The 20,866-nt window shown below is 37.1% G+C and carries 23 protein-coding genes and 1 pseudogene; 2 read left to right on the top strand and 22 right to left on the bottom strand.

Annotated features, from left to right (window positions below; all coding sequences use genetic code 11):
* Positions 1–234 precede the first annotated feature (234 nt).
* Together ABWU69_RS05925 and ABWU69_RS05920 are read left to right on the top strand one after the other, a co-directional pair.
* Entirely contained in the window at positions 235–978 is a 744-nt protein-coding gene (locus tag ABWU69_RS05925; RefSeq protein ID WP_265035171.1) for a helix-turn-helix domain-containing protein, read from the top strand.
* Positions 979–1,113: 135 nt separating this feature from the next.
* Positions 1,114–1,524: an ankyrin repeat domain-containing protein gene (locus ABWU69_RS05920; RefSeq protein WP_265035169.1), complete on the top strand. Its 411-nt coding sequence runs from the start codon at positions 1,114–1,116 to the stop codon at positions 1,522–1,524.
* A 47-nt stretch (positions 1,525–1,571) separates the two neighbouring features.
* Here ABWU69_RS05920 and ABWU69_RS05915 read toward each other — a convergent pair whose 3' ends face one another.
* The 22 genes and pseudogenes from ABWU69_RS05915 to ABWU69_RS05810 form a co-directional block, all read right to left on the bottom strand.
* Positions 1,572–1,916 carry a hypothetical protein gene (locus ABWU69_RS05915; protein WP_265035167.1) on the bottom strand — a complete coding sequence of 115 codons (345 nt, stop codon included), beginning with the start codon at positions 1,914–1,916 and terminating at the stop codon, positions 1,572–1,574.
* A 13-nt stretch (positions 1,917–1,929) separates the two neighbouring features.
* Positions 1,930–2,739, bottom strand: coding sequence for an ankyrin repeat domain-containing protein (locus tag ABWU69_RS05910; RefSeq protein WP_341814793.1), 810 nt, complete (start codon positions 2,737–2,739; stop codon positions 1,930–1,932).
* A gap of 323 nt (positions 2,740–3,062) precedes the next feature.
* Complete coding sequence (locus ABWU69_RS05905) at positions 3,063–3,542, bottom strand: DNA adenine methylase (protein WP_265035163.1); 480 nt, start codon at positions 3,540–3,542, stop codon at positions 3,063–3,065.
* A 339-nt stretch (positions 3,543–3,881) separates the two neighbouring features.
* The gene (locus ABWU69_RS05900) at positions 3,882–4,508 is read right to left on the bottom strand and encodes a hypothetical protein (RefSeq protein WP_265035161.1); all 627 of its coding nucleotides are present in this window, start codon (positions 4,506–4,508) and stop codon (positions 3,882–3,884) included.
* A pseudogene (locus ABWU69_RS05895) lies at positions 4,493–4,654 on the bottom strand (patatin); the annotation flags it as partial. The pseudogene ABWU69_RS05895 and the gene ABWU69_RS05900, both read right to left, overlap by 16 nt.
* A 150-nt stretch (positions 4,655–4,804) precedes the next feature.
* Positions 4,805–6,145, bottom strand: coding sequence for a group II intron reverse transcriptase/maturase (gene ltrA, locus ABWU69_RS05890; RefSeq protein ID WP_265035157.1), 1,341 nt, complete (start codon positions 6,143–6,145; stop codon positions 4,805–4,807).
* Between the two features lie 478 nt (positions 6,146–6,623).
* A complete protein-coding gene (locus tag ABWU69_RS05885) occupies positions 6,624–7,403 on the bottom strand; it encodes a patatin-like phospholipase family protein (protein WP_353285066.1) in 780 nt (259 codons plus the stop codon).
* A gap of 15 nt (positions 7,404–7,418) precedes the next feature.
* A complete protein-coding gene (locus ABWU69_RS05880) occupies positions 7,419–7,640 on the bottom strand; it encodes a hypothetical protein (RefSeq protein ID WP_265035155.1) in 222 nt (73 codons plus the stop codon).
* Positions 7,641–7,700: 60 nt separating this feature from the next.
* Entirely contained in the window at positions 7,701–8,186 is a 486-nt protein-coding gene (locus tag ABWU69_RS05875; protein WP_265035154.1) for an ankyrin repeat domain-containing protein, read from the bottom strand.
* 67 nt (positions 8,187–8,253) lie between these two features.
* Positions 8,254–9,198 (bottom strand): phage late control D family protein, encoded by a 945-nt coding sequence (locus tag ABWU69_RS05870; RefSeq protein ID WP_265035153.1) that lies wholly within the window; start codon positions 9,196–9,198, stop codon positions 8,254–8,256.
* A gap of 1 nt (position 9,199) precedes the next feature.
* Positions 9,200–9,409, bottom strand: a complete 210-nt coding sequence (locus ABWU69_RS05865; RefSeq protein WP_265035152.1) for a tail protein X — start codon at positions 9,407–9,409, stop codon at positions 9,200–9,202.
* A complete protein-coding gene (locus ABWU69_RS05860; protein ID WP_341814797.1) occupies positions 9,406–9,753 on the bottom strand; it encodes a phage tail protein in 348 nt (115 codons plus the stop codon). Before ABWU69_RS05860 ends, ABWU69_RS05865 begins: the two co-directional genes overlap by 4 nt.
* Positions 9,753–12,329: a phage tail tape measure protein gene (locus tag ABWU69_RS05855; protein WP_265035148.1), complete on the bottom strand. Its 2,577-nt coding sequence runs from the start codon at positions 12,327–12,329 to the stop codon at positions 9,753–9,755. Before ABWU69_RS05855 ends, ABWU69_RS05860 begins: the two co-directional genes overlap by 1 nt.
* A gap of 109 nt (positions 12,330–12,438) precedes the next feature.
* The gene (locus ABWU69_RS05850; RefSeq protein ID WP_265035147.1) at positions 12,439–12,696 is read right to left on the bottom strand and encodes a phage tail assembly protein; all 258 of its coding nucleotides are present in this window, start codon (positions 12,694–12,696) and stop codon (positions 12,439–12,441) included.
* Between the two features lie 22 nt (positions 12,697–12,718).
* The gene (locus ABWU69_RS05845) at positions 12,719–13,225 is read right to left on the bottom strand and encodes a phage major tail tube protein (protein ID WP_265035145.1); all 507 of its coding nucleotides are present in this window, start codon (positions 13,223–13,225) and stop codon (positions 12,719–12,721) included.
* Positions 13,226–13,277: 52 nt separating this feature from the next.
* A complete protein-coding gene (locus tag ABWU69_RS05840) occupies positions 13,278–14,432 on the bottom strand; it encodes a phage tail sheath subtilisin-like domain-containing protein (protein WP_353285065.1) in 1,155 nt (384 codons plus the stop codon).
* 54 nt (positions 14,433–14,486) lie between these two features.
* Positions 14,487–15,053, bottom strand: coding sequence for a hypothetical protein (locus ABWU69_RS05835; protein WP_341814799.1), 567 nt, complete (start codon positions 15,051–15,053; stop codon positions 14,487–14,489).
* A 21-nt stretch (positions 15,054–15,074) separates the two neighbouring features.
* Entirely contained in the window at positions 15,075–16,586 is a 1,512-nt protein-coding gene (locus ABWU69_RS05830; protein WP_353285064.1) for a hypothetical protein, read from the bottom strand.
* A complete protein-coding gene (locus tag ABWU69_RS05825) occupies positions 16,583–16,768 on the bottom strand; it encodes a hypothetical protein (RefSeq protein WP_341814800.1) in 186 nt (61 codons plus the stop codon). Before ABWU69_RS05825 ends, ABWU69_RS05830 begins: the two co-directional genes overlap by 4 nt.
* 4 nt (positions 16,769–16,772) lie before the next feature.
* On the bottom strand, positions 16,773–17,972 hold the full coding sequence (locus ABWU69_RS05820; protein ID WP_341814801.1) for a hypothetical protein: 1,200 nt from the start codon (positions 17,970–17,972) through the stop codon (positions 16,773–16,775).
* Positions 17,959–19,899 (bottom strand): DUF4815 domain-containing protein, encoded by a 1,941-nt coding sequence (locus tag ABWU69_RS05815; RefSeq protein ID WP_341814802.1) that lies wholly within the window; start codon positions 19,897–19,899, stop codon positions 17,959–17,961. Before ABWU69_RS05815 ends, ABWU69_RS05820 begins: the two co-directional genes overlap by 14 nt.
* Positions 19,900–20,073: 174 nt before the next feature.
* Positions 20,074–20,739 (bottom strand): hypothetical protein, encoded by a 666-nt coding sequence (locus ABWU69_RS05810; protein WP_341814803.1) that lies wholly within the window; start codon positions 20,737–20,739, stop codon positions 20,074–20,076.
* Positions 20,740–20,866 lie beyond the last annotated feature (127 nt).

The following is a 20,866-nucleotide window of genomic DNA, read 5'->3' as shown; positions in this document are numbered from 1 at the left end:
CCACTGTTTCAGTATACAGCGTCAATGGTAAATCAATTATTAACTTATGCACTCACTTTCGTGTTATTTTGCAAATAAAATTCCCGCTTTGCTAGTGTTTTTTATTAAAGATATAACATTTAAATAAAAATAGAAAAGTATTTAACTTTGCCGCTTGGCTAGCTAAAAAACGTTTTATCTTTAATAAAATTTTATAAAAGGGTATATATATTTGTACTGCAATTGAATAAAAACATGAGTACCGAAAAGAAGATAGATACTGATTCTTTATGTTACTACATAACTCAAAAGGTTAAAAATGTTAGATTTGAGCTAAACTCCACTCAAGCAGAGTTCGCAGAAAAAACTGATGTAGCAAAGTCACTAATAGGAAAGTATGAGCGAGGAATACACAGTATTCTACCTGATACTCTCGAGAAGATAGCAAACAAATCATCGCGTGATATTGAATATTTCTTTCCCGAGCCAATTAATTGTATTAACAGTGAGGACAAGAAGTCATTTGATTTAGTGCAAACCCTAAAAAGAATTAAGGACTGGAAGGTTCGTGATGCGGTGTGTGTACTAACTAGATTTTTGTCAGAAGGAATTCAAATTAGTAAGGTTACAGAAGAGATAAGATCTATAAGCTACCAAATGGTGCAAAAGGCAAAAGATTGGCGGTTTGCAAGAGGGCGTACACAGATGGAAGTAGCGGATAAAAGTGGAATGCCCCATGGACAAGTAGTCAGGTATGAGAAAGGGGAGGTATCGTTCAAAATAGTACCCAAAATGGCAGATGGATTATCATTGCATTATGGAGTTCTACTGCCTACATCAAAAGCAGAGAGGTATTGTGAAGATGAGGATGGTGAAGGAGAAAAGAAGATATTGAGTATAATGAGGGAATACCAAAAAATTGATAATCAAAAGTTAAAAGATTTATGGTATTCGTTTTTGTCTGAGGTTGTAAAGATTAGTGAAGAGAAGGATAGCTAGCTTGAAACTTTATTCAATATTTTTATAGACAAGGTATACCTTTATAAGCATTATATGTAGCATTTTTAACAAAAACTTTATATATATGCCTTAAATTTAAGGAAACTTTTTTCTGTAAATAGAGAGGGGGTAAAGATGAGGAAGCTATGGAAAATAATAAAGGCTATAAAGGGTGTCTTCATAGGCAGATTCAGCGATACGTTATTTTGTGAACCTGAATTATACCAAGCTGTTTCAAACTGTGATGTGGATAAAGTAAAGTCATTGATAGAAAACGGTATTGATCTCAACGAACGCAGCAGTAATGGCAATACACCTTTGCACAAAGCTATCATGTTGGAAAATATACCTGTTGTGAGATTATTACTATCCAACTGTGCAAAACTTTTTATAAAGAATAAAAAAGGCGAAACAGCATACGACATATCTCAAAACAAACCCTTGGTTCAGGACCTATTTGCAAGTGATAAAGAAATTAGACGACAGGTTGGGGTACAGGGGCTGACATATGAAAAGCGTTCTATTCTAAATCCCCATAACCGTTAGACTGTTGCATCAAGTTGCCGTTTTTTCGCAGTTTCCTACAAACGGAGCTACCGCCCTCTTCCCTTATACTTACCTTGAGTTGAAGCTTGAGCTTTCACAAATAGCTGCCAGTATCCCTTCTCATCGCCTTCTTCCGTTATCAATTGTGCCAAACGCTGCATCAATTCATTATTGAGTATAGCCATCTTTGTCCATTTACCTATCGGTTTTGCAACACCAACTATTTTTAGATTTTCTTTATAAACTTGAAGGTTATGTTCAAATTTCTCTTCACTCTCTTTTAGTGACACCTTTCTGATAAGACTTTTATACGCTCGTTTCCTAAAAAAGGAAAGTATTTTAATAGCAATGATTAGTATTATGCCACATATAGAAATCTGCTCGTAAGACATTGTTGCACTCCAACTATTCTAAGGTTATTCCATGAAGCAGAAACAATGCTACAATTTTTTTGTTTCGATTTGCTACAGCGATTTCCAGTGCTGTGTAACCTTCATTAGAGTTATAAGAACATTCCAGATGAGCGTTTGCCTTTTTGTCTAGTAATAACTCAACAATTTCTTTATTGCCTTTCATAACAGCAAGGTGCAGAGAAGTACAACCATCTTTCCCTATTGCATTAACATTTGCCCCGTTTTGCAGCAAAATCTCCACAAAATCTTTACAATTGGATGAAACTGCAAGGTGCAAAGGTGTATGTCCATCTTTATTTTCGATGTTGATATAAGATCCTCCTTTTGCTAGTAATCCCAATATTACACCATCAGAGCATTGAGCTGCGATATGTAGCGGTGATTTACCTAGATGATTTTGGCAATTGATGTCTGCACCAGATTGTAATAACTTTTGCATAACGTCCATACATCCATACTTTACTGAATAATGCAAAGGAGTGTCGCCATCGATATTCTGAGCATTAACATTTTTGCTTATTGCTATAATAACCTCTGCTATTGCTGTGGATCCATATTGAGAGGCAACGTGTAGTACTGTATTACCTTTTCTATCTGCAGCATCAACATTAGCATCGTATCTAACGAAGGATAGAAATAAGTTGTAAAGATTGTGTTTTGCAGAGAAAAGTAAGATTTTAGTACCAAGTCTAGTATTAATAATAGTTTTGATAGTCTCGAAAACGATCAATGAAAGGAGACTAGGATGTCTGAAGTGATAAATTTTCTTTGCAGTCTCTTTTAACATCTTTTCTATTGTCATAACAACCTCACAAAAAATGTGTTTGTATATAAGTATGCAGCGACAAACATTTTTAAATTATTAACTTGCGCACTCACTTTTGTGTTATTTTACGAACAAAATTTCCGCTTTGCTAGTGTTTTTTATTAAATATATAATATTTAAATGAAAATAGAGAGATATTTAAGCAAATATATTAATATAGAAATCTATTCTTTGGAAACTTGCTTGGATTCTTCTTTTATTGATTCGACTGATATATCTTGAATTTCTTCTTCCGGCTTGTTTGGTTCAGCTAGAGTTGACTCTTCTTTAGATTCTGCTGCTAATTTGCGTTAATTTCTTTAGTGTGTTTTGACCGCGATACTGAAATTCCTATAGTCCTTACTCAAGATTAAAATCTCATTCGATTTTTTAGAGTTACCCATTCCATACGTCCATTTGGGTGTAATGATACGATGCTCTGTATACATGTCCCGTATTTCCTCACAATCATTATACGATAAAACCCATCCATCGCGAGTCGACAAAAGTTTGGCAAGTCCTTCATGGTCAAAATCTGTACCTCTTCTTCCGTATAGTTTTTGATCAATTAAATAAGGAGGATCACAATATAAGAAATCATTTGCGTGTTTAGGAATACTTTTTTTAAAGTCAGCTAAATCCACAGTAAGATTTTTAATTGAGAACTTTGCTAATCTTTCTATTGAACTTGGTGTAAAACGTGGGTGGCCTGGAGACATACCGCCCGACAATGTTGTACCGCTGAAAGATGAGCGATTTAATGCAAAAAATGCTGCAGCAATTTCAATTCTATCTTGCAAGGTGAAAAATGTTTTTTGTAAGTATGGTAGATGTCATATTTTGGTATTTCCTAACTACCTCTGCAAGGTAAGAAGCATCTTCTAAAAGCACCTGCCAAAATCTTACTAATGGTTCAAAGGCGTCATAGCCATAAACTTTTGTTCCTCTGCTGGCTAACGCTAACTCTATTACCTATAAAAGGAGAGCACAGCGTCTTTTGGAATATATTTATTAATAATTTGAGAAACGGCGCGACTCTTACCTCCAGGGTAGCGAAGAGGAGACTTTACAAGCAAAATTTATTTCCTTTTCTTGGGTGGTTTGTCTGCTGTAACAAATGCGGTAATAAATAGCTAAGTCTATTCTCTGGAAATTTGCTTAGATTCTTCTTTTATTGATTCGAACGATACATCTTGAATTTCTTCTTCCGGCTTGTTTGGTTCGGCTAGAGTTGACTCTTCTTTAGATTCTGCTGCTAATTTGCGTTGTTTGATAAACTTCTTTAATGTTTTGACTGCAATAAAATTAATACTGAAAACACATGCCGAAGTTATTGCTAGTGCTGGCAAGGGAGCTAAACTGAATGTTGGTAAAATTGCCACAATTGTAGCAGATGTCAGTAAAAATGCTAACTTCTTGCTCCCGATTATCTTATTTTTCTTAGCTTTTATGGGGTTTAGGCTCTTCAGCTTCCCTTTTAGCTTTTTGAAGCCTTTTTTGAACACGTTACCTCTTTTCAGCTCTTTTTCTACGGGTTTTGCTTTCTTCGTTTTTAAGCTTTTTATTTTTTCTTTTATTTCTTTAAATCCCTTCTTATCTTTTTTGACATTTTCTACTTTAGAGGTCTTCTCCATCAACTTCAGAGGTTGCTCATGTGGCGGTTTTGGCTTAGCTTCTTGATCCTTAGCTTTATGTTTTTTCGGCAAAACTAGATTCTTTAAGCCCTTCTTTGCTTTTTTATATAAGTTCTTTATCTTGCTTGGCATTTCAAAAATTTATCTATTACTTTCTGGTTGTCCTCTATCATCGCATTTGCTTCTTGCTGAAGACATTTAATATTTTTAGGTGTTACATTATCCATCTCAGCCGACGCTATTGTCAGTTGTGATTGTATCCTGATGTATCTGTCGTCCATTACATTACCTAGTAGGGTCGAGAACTGGCGCGCCTCTTTAGGGTTTGGCGACTGATCCATTATTTTCATCCTGGGCCTCAATCCAAAATTCCCGTGTTTACGTTTCCAGCTCCCGCCTCATCAAACGCAGCATGCGGTTTTCCCGCACTACGCTTTCCTAGTAGATTCTTTACCAAAGTTTATAGCATATTGTGCTGGTAAGGCTTTCGGGACGTAATATCTTATTCTATAGTCCGAATATAGACCAAGAGTCTCGTATATCCATTTGCTACTCCACCTTTTCCAGCCAAATCCTTTTGCTTTTCTGGCTTGCATCAGATTGCGTCTTGCTTTCTTCTCTACCCATTGTTTTATGTATTTAAAGCTTCGACCTGAGTTTCCTATCCTAAAGTAGTTTGTCCACCCTCTCAATATTGGATTAATGATTTGGATCACCTTTCCTATTGGTTGTGATTTATAGCTACGGAATACTTCCTTCAGTTTTTGAAGTAAGCTTGTCCGTGTTTTCATCTTTGGTGTTATTTGTACCCTCCACTTTCCTTGTTTTGTAATTTTCTCTCGAAAATCAAATCCTAGAAAACTGAATGTCTCTTTTTCTTTTAGATTGACTACCTTTGTCTTTTCTTTATTTACTTCTACTTCTAGTTTTGCTAATTCTTCTTGTAACCTTTTGTGCACTGATTTCTCAAGCCATTCCCATTTCTGGTGTCCATCTATCAGTATCACTAGATCATCTGCCCACCTGGCGTATTCTATATGTTGGTATTTCCCCTCTTTAGTCACCTCTTTAGCCTTTTCTAGCATTTTATCTACCTCATTCAGGTATATATTGCTTAGTAACGGCGAGATCGGCGACCCTTGTGCTATTCCTCGTTTTCCTCCTACTTTAAGGATTAGCTTGATTAAGTGCATGATTCCTTTATCATTTATCCTTCTGGCAATTTTCTCCATAAGAATATGATGTCGCACGTTATCAAAGTAGGATTTCAGATCTACGTCAATACATTTTGTGTTGCCTTTGATTGCTGCTTTCTCTACTCTGTTTATTGCTTCATGCGCTTTTTTCTTAGGTCTGTACCCATATGATCCGTCCTGAAAGTCAGATTCAAATATTGGTTCAATTATTAGCTTTAGTGCACTTTGCACTATTCTATCCCGGATGCAGGGTATGTTCAACGTTCTGAGTTTTCCCCCAACTTTTGGTATTTCCTTTCTCCGGTTCCTATTTGGGCTATAGGTTTTGGTTGTTAGTTCGTGTCTTATTTGCTGAAGATACTTTTCTAAGCTTTCTGCCTCTATTGATTTGAATGTCACCCCATCAATTCCTGGTGCCCCATTACTTTTCTTTGTTAGCTTATATGCTTCTTCTAGTGTCTCCATCTTACAGACGTGAACATAGATTCCCCAGAATCGCCATTCCGGTTCTGCCTTCGCTTTGGTATATATCTTTCTTCTCAGGTCTTGTAATTTTGTTGGCATTTTTATCATTTTTACCTTTACCTTCCTTTTGTTAAAAGAATTCCTACTAGTAGGGTGCCTTTGCTCCGTGAGAGTTACCTCATTTCTTCGCTACTACGCACCCATCCGCCACCCTCTCATCTTCGGTTCATTTCCTGTTTTCCAGTTATAGAACTTACCGCTCCAAGGTATTTCTCCCTGGGATGAGTAGGGCTTCTCCAGTTGCTTCATATGTCCTCATTACCATGCCATCACTATCACCACGCTAAAGTAGATATGCCGTATCATTCGGGTTTTCAGCTATCCCTATTGCCTTCACCCTACCAACGTGGGCTCAGCCTTTAGGACTTGTAATTTTCGAGGCCACCTATGTGTTCGCTTTCGCTACGGCCTGGTAATTCGCCATTATCCTACGATAACGTTGTCGGTAGGCTTCAACACTTTGGTCTCCCTACATGCTGCTACCCAAGCTACGGGACTCCGACTTTTATCCCGGTAGGTTTAACTCCTACTGAACATACTCACCTTCTCTGGACACACGTTGATAATTCACTACATCAAGGCTCGACGCAAACATCACATTTAATAGAGGCTTTATCCAGGCTATTTTTCCTAATTTCCTGTACTTGATTCGATTAGATAGCCGACCTGTGCCAATTGACACCAGCACTATTTCTTCATTAGGGAAAAGTTTTTTGCTATTTGCATATGCACAAGCCGCCGGGTTATTGGCAAATACTCCCCCATCTACTAACACTCTTTCTGTTTGGCTAACTTCTAAATACTTAGGTGCAAAGTATGTTGGTGCTGCTGTTGTGGCTCTGAGTGCGTCTTTTAGTCTGATAAAATTTCTGTCCTCTTTCCAGCTCTTAAAGAAAAATGGGCAGTTATTGTGAATATCATAACTTGTAATTAGTACCTTACTTAAAGTGTTTTTTAGAATATCTTCACCAAAATACTTGTCCAATATCGACTCGATGTTTTCATATGGGTATTGTGCGCAGTTAAACCAAGATAATATTGATCGCCTAAAAAATGAAGACTTGAAAATACATGCCCCATACTCTTGGTAAAGCTCAACTAAATCATTTGCAGAGTATTGAGGTTTGCCTTGATCATCTTTCTTGCATAACCCAGCCACAACAATGCCACCGGTTGAAGTACCTGCCATTAGGTCAAAGATTTGGGAAATAGGTTTTCTTGCTCTCTTTTCTATTTCTGCTAGTATTATGGCTGGTATTATGCCTCTTATGCCTCCGCCGTCAACGGACAAGATATATTTAGTCATTGTGAAATTTAGTCGTTATTTGTGTTTGTGAATGGCTTCAAGTTCATTGACTTCTTCAGTGAGGTTTTTCACTCTCTCTTCAAGTCGATAGACTATTTCTGTTAGTCCTTGGTTTTGTTCTACAAATTTATCATGCATGTGAACCCGTAAATCTAGCTTAGCGAGCCACCATATCGCTGCTACGGTCTGTATTACCATAGTGATAATTACTGCTAATGGGATTTTCTGGTTTGGCATAATGATTTGAAATGTTAATTTGTGTTATTGAGAATTTGTACTGCGTGTTGTACGTACGATTTATTGCTCTGACTTATATTGTTTTTCTGCCTCAGCAAGTAGATCTACAATCTCTCTGTAAGGCTTATTACTTTCATGATAAGATGACCTAATTGCTATAGTTTTTGCAGTTCTCCCTTTCCAGTCTCCAACATGAGGGTTAGCTCCTCTCTCCAACAAAAGTTTTACAACCTCTAATTGACCACCGTCAGCAGCATCAAGCAGTGCTAAACTCATAGTGTTTATGTCTACTCCTTCATCTAACAGAAATTTGACAATTTCTAAGCATCCTTTCTCTGCCGCATAATATAATGCCTTTTTACTAATACTTGAATCATCTCTACTTTTTTTTACTAATGATTTCACAGTTTCTAAGTCACAGTTCTTAGCTGCTACTTCCAACATTTTCTGATACTCCTCAGCAGCCTTGGATTTTTGATAGTAATACGTAATAACAATACATACTATTGCCACTATAAACCACAGTGTAGCTTGTTTCTTGAACATTTTGCTCATATTTAGCATTTTTTTCACATTAAATCAGCAATTTATTTACTTTCTCTTAACATAAATCTCACTTACTCAAAGATGCCGATAATGCAGTACGATATCCCGAACTATTTAAAGTATGTTCTGCTCTATCAATTACCCATTCACCATCTATATCTTGATTGAACCCTACAAGGTTAAGTTTTGCCTCTGCAAATAACTCTGGATTACCTGGTATTGTCATTTCTAAAGTTTCATTGTTACGCTGTAGTTGTTTAAATTTGGCATTTGCTGCACTTAATGCTGATTCTGCATTCGGATAAATTGTTTGTATAGGGTAACTTGGTTCACCGCTACCTACTGTTTCTGATATTGGTTCTCCCTTCTCATAGCTATACCATTTTGCTATCACTGAATTATATTTATCACGTACAGTAAAATGCACTTTCCAATTGATTGTATTTTGAGGTCTAATAGTCGTTGTTCCTAAAGCTTTTCCTGTTGCTGATTTTGCTGCGCCTTTTGGAATAAACAATACATATCCTCCTGCTAATTTTGCCATTGCTTCTCGCTCTATGGCTATTCTAGTTAACAAATTTATATCACTTTCTTCAGTCTGATCAATGTGTGGCATCAATATATCTTTAAATTCTTCAGCAACTTTGTACCCATATCCATGCTTATTTGCTATTTCTTTGACTAAATCACCAAGTGTAATCTGGTCCCATGCCCTAGATACTTTTTCCTTTAGCGATATCATCAAGTTTGTTGCATGAGCTTTGATTGTTAGGGTTTTTGGTGGACTTTGTACTGTAATTTCATTGACTGTATATACACCTATGGGTAGTACTCCTGTTTCTCTATATCCCAAAGCAATCTTTAGCTCTTTTGGAACTTTTATGTTATCATCCCTGTAATCAACACATATTTCAACTACATCCTCTATAGTCCCTGATTCATCAGTAACATGCATTGACACCAAGTGATCTTTTGCTAATTCATACCCTTCAATGATAAACTCTGGTTGCATTTTATTCCCAAACCTTTAAAGTTGACTTTTGTAGAGGCTTTTCTATTACAGGCAATTTAATTTTTAGTCCTGCCGGTAAAAAACTTCCATGTTCTGCAAGTCCAGGGTTTTCCTCTAATACTATTTCTACTGCTCCTGAAGTAAATCCGTAGTGTTTCCAACAAATATAGTCCAACATGTCATTCTCTTTTGTCGAGTAATATATAGTCATAAGTAACGCCTTAAACTTAAATTAAATTCAACTTTTTTCGGCAACCCACAAGGAAAAAACGACGTTTGCTTTTCTTCAAAGCGAGTGATTACAAATTGTCCTAAAACATTTCCCATGCTATCAACTAAAGTGTGAGGTATTTGGTTTTCTTCTGTTTCTTTCATGTTCTTTAATTGATCTAACCCATTATGAAGATAGATTATCCCTTCTAAATCTACATTTTCTGCCCCTTGGCCAATATTCTGTAGTAATTGCTTACCAATACACTCAACTACACTCCAGCGTTTCTCTTTGCTATACTTTAAACTCGTTGGAGAAAATTTATATGGACCGAAGGATAACATTAGTAAATGGAGTCTACGGTATCAAACATAACATCTCGTGATTTTTCTCTTATTCTTTTTATTACTTCATCTGCAAGACTACGAACATCTTGATTTGGCTCTGCTTTAATGCTGATAGTGTAATTATTAGTGATGTTCTGAGTTTTATTCATAGTTTTTTGTTCTTTATTTTCAAACTTACTCCTTGCAAAGTCTGCAAATATCTTATCATTATCGCTCTCTGTGGACTTTTTCTCCTCAATAAGGCTTTTGACTTTTATATTATTCTTTCTTCTCTCAGATATTTCTTTAATTATACTGTTATTCAACAAAGGATTCCCATTGCTGAAAGTGCTGCTCCTCAGGGGAGTATGGACTGCTTTTATTTCAGTAACAATACTTTTTCTTTTTTCAAATTCCTTCAATGGACTATTTTCAGCAACTTTTCCAAATATACTACCGACAGTATTTCCCAGCCATGAAAACATCTCTCCAATGGGTTTTATTATCGATTTTATATACTCCCAGATGCTAGAAAAAAAGTTCTTTACCTTTTGCCAGTTAGATATAACAAGTATCGCACCAGATGCAAGTAAGGCAATAATAGCCCCTATAGGGTTGCTCACAATTGCTGCTGTCAAAAATCTCACTCCTGCTGCTACTGCAGGTAGAGCTGATGATAGTAGAGGAAAAGCTTTCGTTGCTAAGCTCAAAGTTGTAGCTTTTAAAACACTCAGCCCAGTAATTACCGCTGGAATAGCATATGACGATAATGATATCAGTGCTGGCTTAACTACCCCATGCAAAATAACCGAAAAAGTTAACATTCCACCTCTAATCAGATTCCATGCATAACCACCACTTACTGCTAGAACTTTAAGACCTATTAGTGCTGCTATGACACTCATTATTCCTGTAGTAATAACTGGAAACTTTTCTGCAAACCAAGCTATGGGGTTAGTTATCTCTCTTAAAAGACTACTTACCCACTTTAAAGGAGGTAGCATTACTGAGCCCAAGTTCATTCCTACTTCCGCTATCGCATTTCTCAGTAGTCTCAAATTATTTGCTGTAGTTGCTGCACGATTGTTAAACTCTTCTTGCATGGACTTTTCAAATTTTTTCTCGTCAGCTAACTGATTTATGGCATCTTTATAATTCTTTAAGCTTCCAACTAGTAATGCAATATCATCCTGATATTCTTGACCAAAGAGATTGAGAAGAATTTGCGAACGTTCCTGTTTATCTACTTTCTCCAGAGTTTCAAAAAAATAAAGTAGTGCGTCTTGGCCATTTTCGCTAATCCTTTGTGTCATCTCTTCTGCAGTGATTCCCATGTCTTCCAATGCTGCTTTGAACTCTTTGCTCTGTCCCTCAGCGGTCTGGAGTTTACTAAGTAGAGCGTTTATTGCAGTAGCAGCTTTTGCTGGTTGTTTTCCTAAACTAATGAAGGCATTTACTAAACTACTTGTTTCCTTAATATCAAGACCAAACTGTTTTGCACTACCACCAACTATAGCTAATGCTTTAACCATATCTCCTGCTTTAGCAGCACTATTATCTGAAAGGTGATTTATAATATTACCTACCCTTTCCATGCCTGCTACTTCAATTCCATAAACATTAGCAAGTTTAGCTATGGAATCACCTGCTTCTTCTGCAGACATATCGAATGCTGTAGACATTTTAGCTACTGTTTCTGTGAATGAAAGCAGTTTCTCTTTTTTAATACCAAGTTGTCCACCACTTGCAGCTATTTGTGCTAATTCTGCAGCTGATAGTGGTATTGTACGGGATAATTCCTTTAATTTCTGGCCAAATTCTGCGGCTCCTTGGTTATGAGCTGCATCATCCTCAGCAAATTTCACTACCTTCTTAACATCAGCCATAGCACTTTCAAAGTCAATTGCAACTTTAATTGGAGCTGCAAGCGTTAATGCAAGCCCAGCCGTCTCCAACATTTGTGATCTAAAGTACGCTTTTCTCCCCAAAAACATGTCCCGTTTTTTGATGGCAGTATTCAACTTACTGTATTGACCTCTCAGCCTGTCTGCAGAAGCACCAAGTTTATGTTGATCCCTTATCAAGGACTGAACGTTCTTTCCACTTTTTCTTACTTCTTCACTGAATGCATGTAGAGTATTTCTCTTTTGTAAGTATGCTGCTTTTTCCTTCTTTACTTCTGCCCTAGCTTTATCAAACTCAGCCTTTAAAGTTTTGTCTTTCTTATGTTGTGAATAAGCTTTTTTTGCCTCTGCCGCTAACTTCCTAGCTTTGTCAAGAGCAACCTTTGAAGTTTCGTCTTTTTTCTGTAAATAAGCTTCTTTCGCCTTTACTACTGACGCCTTTGCTTTATCAAAAGCAGCCTTTAAAGGTGCTCCCGACAAGAACTCTAATTTCTTTTCCAATTTGTTCAAAGATACCTTAGCAGCTAGAGCTCCATGTCTTAATTCCTTGAATTTAGATCCCGATTTCATCGATGCATCAAGTTGCTCTATTGTACTCCCAAGACGGGAAAGTTGAGCATTACTTCCTGCCATTACGCTATTAAAGCTACCATCTAGTATGGCACCTATTTTTACTGATAATGTTGACATTTAAATTCCCCCGCAGCTTTGGCCCATAAAATAAATTCGTTTATTTCCATCTCAAGTACCTGCTCAATTCCGCCACCTACGACAGAACAGAGCATTAACACATTTAGCCTTAAGTCCTTTGTGTAACCGATGGAAAAAAATCCTTCAACGCTTCCTGTATTTTCATGTAGTCTGCAAAATATAATTCCCAAATTGTTTCCTTTGTTACAGATGCTAGGTTTGCTATTAATCCAACTTCTTTTTCAAAATCACTACTACCGGCACGTTCCATTGTTAGGCAGTCTCTTACTTTGACTGGTCTAAAAGTTAATTCTGAAACCTCAATTCCTTCTACTGTTATTGGGTTATCAAGTTTTACTGTTTTCATATTTTTTTCTCCTATAAATAAATTAAATCCCTAAAATCGTTTGTAACAAAGCCATTTGATCAACACCGTTAATTCTGCGAATCATATTCTCAGCATCGATTTCTATCAGTTCATTGCCACCTATAGTAAGTTTATAATAATGGGCAGCTACGGTACATTTTAGTGTTGCTTTCTCAGCCGGTTTCCAGCTACCAAAATCAAATTCTCTGAATATTCCTCTGAGATTGATAATTACTCCTTCGATATCATTACTTCCACTGCCTTGTAATCCGCCCCTTAGCGTCAAAGAAACCGAATTACCATCTATGAGGCCAAAAAGCCTAAATAGCTCTGTATCGTATTCAGAAAAAGTGAAATCTGCTTCCAGCTTTTCCATGCCCATATCAATATTTATTGGAATATCCATACCACCTGCACGATATTCTTCTGTTTTTATGGTAAGTTTTGGCAAGGTTACTTCATCTATTTTTCCTGCGTAACCTCTACCATCAACAAATACGTTAAAATTCTTTAAGATTTTTGGCAGCATTTTTTCTCCTGTTTTAATGTTGCTAGATTTTGTCTAGAAGGCAGGTTGCCTTTTAAAGTATTTGGTTGTTCACTAAATGAGATCTAAAAGTAACGTGTTCGGCTGGATAAGATGTATTAAATTCAAAGTCAAAATACACTTTCCCATTTGCAATATTTGCCGGTGTATTGAGCTCTGGTGTTTCATAACATCTTCCACTGGTAATTGCCCCCTGTGCTTTTAAATGGGCCAGATAAGAATTCACCCCCTCAATCACATCATCTATATAAGTTTTGGTAATATTTCGATCAACTGCCCATAGATGAGCTCGCAGTAGACTATCATTGATTAGATCTGCAGTACGCCTAACCGGCAGAAAAGCCCACCTTTCATCGTTTGAACATGTTCTATTTCCCCATAGTCTGTAGCCATTTTGATGAATTATCGTTGTTACTTCATTTTCATTTAAGTGGTTTGCTCTACAACTTGTATCACCTAAGGTAAAATCAATAGCCCTACTTGTCCCAACAATACCATTTATCTCTTTATTTGAAGGTGATTGCCAAAAGCCTTGTTCACTATCTACTTTGGCTATTAAACCGGCTACAAATGGGCTAGACGGCAAAGTTTCTTCTTTTCCATCAATAACCCAAGGATCAACTACGTAAACTCTTGCACTACCTACACTTTTTCTCCACTTTATTGCTTCTTCATCATTGGTATTTGGACCATCTGCTACTATTATCGCCCTTAGCTTTTCTGCTATAGGAATTAAAGCGCTGACCACTGGGTTTCCAGCATCTTCAGGCAATTGATGAGTAAACTGAGGTGCAATTAGTATTCTTGGGGCAACATGGACTATACTTTCACTGCTTAAGAATGCTTGAATGCCTTGATATTCCCCAGTTTCTTCATCAACTCCTCCAATGATATTTCTCAATATTTCTTCTTCTTGATCAGCATTTTCAACTCGAATAACTACTACTGTTGCACCAACCTGGGAAAATATTCCATTCACTGCAGAAGGCAGAGTTCCTCTTTTTCCAAGTTTTGCTGCCTCTTTTAAGCTTCCTACTATTAATACTGGACTATTGAGTGGAAACTTTTGCCCGTCAGCTTCCGGAGCAGTACCAATTACACCTATCACTGATGATTTAGCTGTGCGTACTGTCCTTGCTCCAGAGGTAATCTCAATAACATTTACCCCATGCAAAAACTGTTCTGTCATTTTTCTCCTTGTAATGTTGAATTTCGGAAAGTGGATAGAGAAAAGGTTTCTTTTTTAGCTTTCTAAAACCTTTTGCATTTTTTGCTTAAAATCGTTGAGTAAACTCTGCAGCTCTTCTTTATCCCTGACTTCCTTAATTTTCTTCTTGGCTAAGTCTTCAAGCTCTTCACATTTGATTATTGCTTTTACTGCTTTTTTTGCTTTTTCCTGAATTATTCTTGCCATTTCAATAACCGGGATATCACGGACTTTTGCTAAAGGTTCTATGATTTCTGCATCTTTTTCGTCTATAGATTCTGGTGCTGCTAGAATGTTCTCTGCGGCTTTCGCTTGTATCTCATACGACTTAGACTTCTGATGAGAAGCTCCTGCGTATTTGTGAGTACAGTCATTAAAATAAAAACGCACACTATCAAGTGCAGAAAATTTCGCATTTTCCAATAATTCCAACTCAATATCCTCTTTACTCCTTTCAACAATTTTTCCTCCTTCTATTAAACGATAACTCTTTTGCCAATTGAAATTCTTTGGCGCTTCATACCAATCATTCCCAGTTGGCTTGCTTTCAAGCGTTGTTGTTTCTACTTGTTTGTTATTTTCAAAGCGAATGTAAATAGTCACAATTTTTCCCCTAATTTTGATTTATTGCCAAATTTTATACGTCGCATCTAATCCTGGACATTGCCACGCTCTTAGTGTCCTCTCTACATCGATCTCAAGTCCTGTGGTTAGAAAATTGTTACGTATGTTATAAATCCCCCACTGTATAAATTGACCATAGATATATACATTACCTGAAAGCATACCTTCACTAACTTTTCCTCTGCTATCTAGATAAGATGATGTATACAGTAACACTGCAACTGTTTTTCCTGCTGGAATTTCTACATTACCAGATGCAGCAAATCTGCTACTCGAACTCGTGTATTGGTAAACATTTTTCCATGTTATTTTTGAAATCCTCGATTTATTGGTATTATCAGGTGTTCCCACAAATGCTCCTGCTCCTTCGTATCCTGAACTCCAAAAAGATGTACCAACAAAGTTTAATGTTCTTGTTATATCCCTACTTGTGGTGTTTTTTACAAACATTACTCCAAGTGCAGCATACGGGTAGTAATATATCTGATCACGACTCACGGAGTCACTGCTTGTATATGACTCTCCGTAAATAAATGTACCTTTGTTTCCCTCTATAAAACTCAATTGTCTTGGCCGATAAAAGCTAACGTAACTTGTATCGTATGTATGACTACCCGCAAGTAGTTGTAACATGTAGTCGGTTTTTGTTATATCGCTGCTCCATTGACCTAATTCAGTTGTGAAAGCTCCGTCACCATAGTAATTATTTTTTCTACTGAGCACACCAAACAAGAAAGGTAATGACCCTGGTTCAACCATATTGCGCTTTCTTATTTCGTTTGTAAGCGACACTTTTAGTTGATCATCTCGAGTTTTTACCTCATTTGTAAGAGACGTTTTTAATTGATCATCTCGAGTTTTTACCTCATTTATAAGGGATGTTTTTAGTTGATTATCTCGAGTTTCTATTTCTCCTATAATTGATGAGCCAGGTGGTACATTATTAATAGCACGAAAATCTTCTACTAAACCTTTAAGACCATCTTTATGATTGTTGCTAATACTGTTTATTGCCGCAATATTCGCATCTTTTCTCGTGTCAAGTAGCGATACGTATGAATCTGATGACGCTTTTAAAGTATCCAAGGTGTTAGTTTTTAGCGTATTGATCTCATTTACAGACTCTGTCTTTGCTCCAGTTATCGCCGATATTGAATTTTCCTTATTGGTATTTATGTCATTCAAATGTGATCTTGCAGCGTTTAGAAGTTCTTTCAACTTTTCATCTGTCATGTATACAATTTCAGACACTGCACTCTTACCTACTATTGATTCCAATGCTTTAGCAAGATATGCTAGTTGATCTGGTGTACTATTTGCTGCTAAATCCTTAAGTCTTTTTTGTAGTGCATCGATTATTTCTTTTATTGTGGTCATCTGCACAATATTGGAGATTGCTTTTTTATCTATTATCAATTCCAATGACTTAGCAAGATATGCAAGCTGCTCTGGTGTGCTGTTTGCTGCTAAATCTTTAATTCTTTGATGCAATGCATCGATTGCTTCTTTCATCCCCAAAAATTCAAAAAAGTTTCAAAATTCAGTCGTTCAAATGCTTTTTTAAGATTGTTATCTCTTTCACTCATATCTTCATCTATTTTTTCTATGGCTCTGCGAATACGTACTACATCTTGAGCAGCAATATTCTCTGGATGTGGTAAAGGATATCCACGTTTAGTTTCATCATCTGGCATTTTTTTATGTTATAATAACTCGTAAGTTTTTTACCTTTGGTCGATAGACAACCGTTCCACTCAAGACTAATTTTACCCTCGTCTCATTTGCATTAAAGTTCGTCAGCACGTGGACTCTCTCTACCCAATTTTCTCCGATTGGTTTTCCCGCTGTTAAATCTACTAATTGCCATTCCCCTTCCACGCTTTTCTGCACATATGCTTTAACATCTGCAGTACCAGGTATCAATGCATCATAGGTAATTGTTATCTTAGTGTTGGATCCTGCTGTAATGCTCCTCGTGACATAATCTCCGGACGCTGAAATATTCCCCATAACTAGCTGCAACCCAGGGTAGAGAACTGGACTTTTTTCCCCCGATCCTTTGAGCGCTACTTTTACCGTTAATTCCCCACTTATTCTTGCGCGCAGTGCTAACGGCAGATTATCAGATAGAAAATTTTCTTCTCCTTTCTCATCTGTTAAGATAAATTCTACATTAGTATCAAAACCTACTTTTTCTATGTTGGTTAGAGCGATTAAGTCTGATGTATTATTTGCAGTAACTTTACCAAGATCAATAACGTGAGAACTTTCGGTAAATTTTGCTGCTAAAAGCCTAAAAGTTAGGTCTAAATTTTGATGCGGTGTCCACGTACTTGCATTGCTTGATGAGAGTAATACCCCTACTTGATAAGGTTGACTGGTTACCCAACGGCTGTTTACTGCATCGTATTTGCCAAGTTCTGCTACTTTGACCGCATTTTCCCCGTCATCGGTAAGTAAAACTATTGCATACTCTTGCCCTCCATGACAAAACACAGGTGACCAAGTTATACGTGTTGCTGTGCCATTGGTATTGATCTTGGTTGGCTCGATGGAATTTTCAGCGATAACTGTTTGCGAGGGCACTCCAACTGTTGTTTCCCGAATCTGCACAACAACACGTCTTTTGCCGCTATTTGTAAACCATAAGTCTATACCTCCTATATGCCTACTCTCATCCAAGGTAAATGTTTGCGCTAAAGGATCAACACGTTTGCTGGAAAAAACTCTTCTTCGCTCTTCTATGGTAATAGTTTTTTTACCAGTATACGTTGCTTCTCCATAACTTCCCTTATCCCCGTAAAACTGCACTAATTTAGTACCGGCTGGAATATTTGCTGGGATTTTTATTTTTCCACTTATTCGTCCTTTTTTCCCCTGGTTGCTAATTGTAGACATTTCCTTCCTCTATAGGTTGAATGCTGATTCCATCGAATTTTATTTCTTTAAGTTTCTCACCGACCGAAAAACCTTCGATCTCAAAATCTTGTACTGCTTCTCTCATAAATTCAGCTTCATACGTACTACTTGACAGAAGCTCTGTTGTTTCTCTAGTATTAAATTCTCTTGTCACTGGACTTGACCAATTTGTCTTTACCTCTGTCCAGTGATCGATGTTTTTGTTCATGGTAACTTTTGCCGGTACTGGATCGAAAGCTTGATAAGGATTAATCCTTTCACTTTTAGTCTGTAAAAGCTGTTCCAATACCGGCTCAAGTTCATACGGCAAAAGATACGGTTTTTTTCCCCTTTCAACATCAACAACTTCTACATCTATCGGTAATACTAGTTCCTTGTTTACTATTGCTGCAGACTGCAAAATTCCCTGATCACGCATATCATCATCAAAGAACGGATCAACAAATACTCCTTTTTTAGTGGTAGGCTCTCTTGAATTTGCATCATTACGCAGACGTTCTTCGGCAACTAATGCATAAAGATCATTTATTCCTTTTTTCATTGCTTCCAATTCGTTCATCGGTACAGCGTGGATAGCATTATTCACTATTTTTATTTTCCCCTCTTCCCCTTCTTTCCACGTTTGGTGAATGTAGCAAAGTAGCAATTGTCCGCTAGGTGCTTTAGGCATCGATGGTCGCCATGGATGAGCAATTCCCTTTATTCTTCTTACCACCCCTTTTGCATCTAGAGTGATTAAATCAAAGCGGGGCATTTTCCAAGTGTAATCAACTGAAACTAAACTGCCATCCACTGCTCCTCTTATTTTACACCCTTGTTCATCCACATCTTCAGGGCTTACATGAGTGCGAAAGCGGTAGGTTATCAGGTAACTACTTCCTGGTGCTGGTTCTTTTCCTGCCAATGACCAATCAACATTTCCTCCACTGAGCTTGCAATCTGCACTATTTTCATAGATTACATCACCTTGCTTAACTTGAATGATCTCCTGAACTGCAGAGTCAGGTATCGGATCAACAACTCCAGAGTATGAACCATGCGTCATGGTAATAGTTTTCTGAACAGTTATATCTACCCTTTTTATCTCACTAACCGGAAAATCATGAACTTTAAGCTCCATTACTCTTTGGCTATTTGGCTGAAAGGTGTGAAATTCTGATTTAACTGCTTTTATATCTGGATCTTCATCAAAATAAACACGAATACCGTGGGATAATTCAATTTCGTAGCCATCAACATGAGCTTTTCCCTCATTAATCACAAATATTTGTGCCCCTTTTTTGCCCTCTTCCTTTTGCAGGAACATTACTTCTAGGCCATTTACTACATAAGATCCATTTGCTTCTTTATCGTAACGAGCAAGAGCTGTGGTTACTATGTTTGCTTGTGGTGGCGGTGAATACTGAACAAGAACTCCGTTTTCAATGTTATAAATTGGATAGAATTCCCCATTTGCGGAGTTAACAGTAACACTCTCTGCTTGATAACCCCAAATGGTGGAAACTTTAAGCCTTGCTGCTCCTACTTCTTGGTAATTACGCGTACCAACTGCAGGATCACGAAGATTTTCATCCTCAAGTTCTGTAATGGTAGATTCTACATAATAAACACCTATGCGAACTGTAGTATTAAGTGGAATAGTAAATTTTTCTTTTTCGACTTTTCTAACTGCTCCACGAAGATAGATTTTTCCTGCTTCAAGTGTAACTTTTTCCCCGTCTATGATACAATCGCTTCCCGTTATAACGTCACCATCACGGAATATCGCATCACCTATGCCTTTGAGACTCAAAAGAGCATAATCTTGAATCTCATTTAATTCTGCTGACTGCAAACCTCTTCCTGCTAAGAATAAACTTTTCTCGTATTCTTTGTCAGAGCGATTATAATAGCTATTTAACGTCATCTTTTTCCCCTTTTTCTAAAACGTCACAACAAATGAAAAAGTTTCACGGGTTGCCGCAGATACCGTCTTGCATGTCAATAAAAAAGTTACAAGGATGTTGAATAATAAACTTAGATTTTGTTGATTCTTCTGATCGAAGTATTTTTCTTTCAAAAAATAGACTATTGTCATATGTCAAAATGTTACAACAAAGGAAAAAGTTTCTCTTGTAGCTGCGGTTCTGATAAGTGGCACAGTGTGCTCTAAAACTAACAAAATTCCAGGGTCTTCTATATCTTGTGGTTCAAAATATCTCTGTCCTGGCGCCTTTACCCTTGTACCAACCATAACCCCTAGTTCCCTTATTACTTGATTTGCTGCGTCCGTGAAATCAAAAGTAAATTTGAGATAAAGATTATTGGTTGGTACAGCGGAAGATTTAAACCTCCCAGAAGGGGTCAAAAGTTCTCCATCCTCATCACCAACACAGAAGAGTATCTCATCAACAACACGACGTCCAACTTCCTTGAGTAATGTTGCAGAAGTAATGGGTTCTGGTGGTGTGTCTTGAGTATACTCTATGGTAACTCCACCACCATTTGCAATAGAACCATTTTCCGTACGTTTAATTACACCAGCAACTGTATAGTCTATACTTGGCTGATAAGTTATTTGCCCGGTAAAAACTTTTACATCTTTAATAGTATGGTGATCTAGGGTTATTTCGCCATTGGTAAAAGTTTTCTCTACTTTATGGCGACTTTCCCAGTTTGAGTCACCACTTCCCCAAGCAAGATGTATCGGTTGCTCTTTTATGCTTGCTGCTATTGCTGCTCTTCCCGTTTGCGTTAGGATTGACATGTTTTCTACTCCCCCTATTTAAGATATACATTTTTTGTAGAAATTTGTTCAGGCTATTTTGAAAAATATTTTTTATTGAAGTTTTTTTGTTGATTAATTTTTTACTTATGTAAAATATAGCTCATTA

Origin of the sequence: Wolbachia endosymbiont (group A) of Beris morrisii (genome assembly GCF_964028185.1) — a bacterium.
GTDB lineage: Bacteria > Pseudomonadota > Alphaproteobacteria > Rickettsiales > Anaplasmataceae > Wolbachia.
The sequence above is the reverse complement of the archived record's forward strand: the minus strand, read 5'-3'. Positions and strand labels throughout refer to the sequence as shown.

Excerpts from the sequence above, each read along its gene's own strand:
- ABWU69_RS05880 (WP_265035155.1), bottom strand. The coding sequence starts at position 7,640 with ATGCCAAACCAGAAAATCCCATTAGCAGTAATTATCACTATGGTAATA.
- ABWU69_RS05855 (WP_265035148.1), bottom strand. The coding sequence starts at position 12,329 with ATGTCAACATTATCAGTAAAAATAGGTGCCATACTAGATGGTAGCTTT.
- ABWU69_RS05825 (WP_341814800.1), bottom strand. The coding sequence starts at position 16,768 with ATGCCAGATGATGAAACTAAACGTGGATATCCTTTACCACATCCAGAG.
- ABWU69_RS05860 (WP_341814797.1), bottom strand. The coding sequence starts at position 9,753 with ATGTTATCCTTCGGTCCATATAAATTTTCTCCAACGAGTTTAAAGTAT.
- ABWU69_RS05925 (WP_265035171.1), top strand. The coding sequence starts at position 235 with ATGAGTACCGAAAAGAAGATAGATACTGATTCTTTATGTTACTACATA.
- ABWU69_RS05885 (WP_353285066.1), bottom strand. The coding sequence starts at position 7,403 with ATGACTAAATATATCTTGTCCGTTGACGGCGGAGGCATAAGAGGCATA.
- ABWU69_RS05865 (WP_265035152.1), bottom strand. The coding sequence starts at position 9,409 with ATGACTATATATTACTCGACAAAAGAGAATGACATGTTGGACTATATT.
- ABWU69_RS05900 (WP_265035161.1), bottom strand. The coding sequence starts at position 4,508 with ATGCCAAGCAAGATAAAGAACTTATATAAAAAAGCAAAGAAGGGCTTA.
- ABWU69_RS05830 (WP_353285064.1), bottom strand. The coding sequence starts at position 16,586 with ATGAAAGAAGCAATCGATGCATTGCATCAAAGAATTAAAGATTTAGCA.
- ABWU69_RS05840 (WP_353285065.1), bottom strand. The coding sequence starts at position 14,432 with ATGACAGAACAGTTTTTGCATGGGGTAAATGTTATTGAGATTACCTCT.
- ABWU69_RS05845 (WP_265035145.1), bottom strand. The coding sequence starts at position 13,225 with ATGCTGCCAAAAATCTTAAAGAATTTTAACGTATTTGTTGATGGTAGA.
- ltrA (WP_265035157.1), bottom strand. The coding sequence starts at position 6,145 with ATGATAAAAATGCCAACAAAATTACAAGACCTGAGAAGAAAGATATAT.
- ABWU69_RS05850 (WP_265035147.1), bottom strand. The coding sequence starts at position 12,696 with ATGAAAACAGTAAAACTTGATAACCCAATAACAGTAGAAGGAATTGAG.
- ABWU69_RS05915 (WP_265035167.1), bottom strand. The coding sequence starts at position 1,916 with ATGTCTTACGAGCAGATTTCTATATGTGGCATAATACTAATCATTGCT.
- ABWU69_RS05910 (WP_341814793.1), bottom strand. The coding sequence starts at position 2,739 with ATGACAATAGAAAAGATGTTAAAAGAGACTGCAAAGAAAATTTATCAC.
- ABWU69_RS05870 (WP_265035153.1), bottom strand. The coding sequence starts at position 9,198 with ATGCAACCAGAGTTTATCATTGAAGGGTATGAATTAGCAAAAGATCAC.
- ABWU69_RS05815 (WP_341814802.1), bottom strand. The coding sequence starts at position 19,899 with ATGACGTTAAATAGCTATTATAATCGCTCTGACAAAGAATACGAGAAA.
- ABWU69_RS05810 (WP_341814803.1), bottom strand. The coding sequence starts at position 20,739 with ATGTCAATCCTAACGCAAACGGGAAGAGCAGCAATAGCAGCAAGCATA.
- ABWU69_RS05920 (WP_265035169.1), top strand. The coding sequence starts at position 1,114 with ATGAGGAAGCTATGGAAAATAATAAAGGCTATAAAGGGTGTCTTCATA.
- ABWU69_RS05875 (WP_265035154.1), bottom strand. The coding sequence starts at position 8,186 with ATGTTCAAGAAACAAGCTACACTGTGGTTTATAGTGGCAATAGTATGT.
- ABWU69_RS05820 (WP_341814801.1), bottom strand. The coding sequence starts at position 17,972 with ATGTCTACAATTAGCAACCAGGGGAAAAAAGGACGAATAAGTGGAAAA.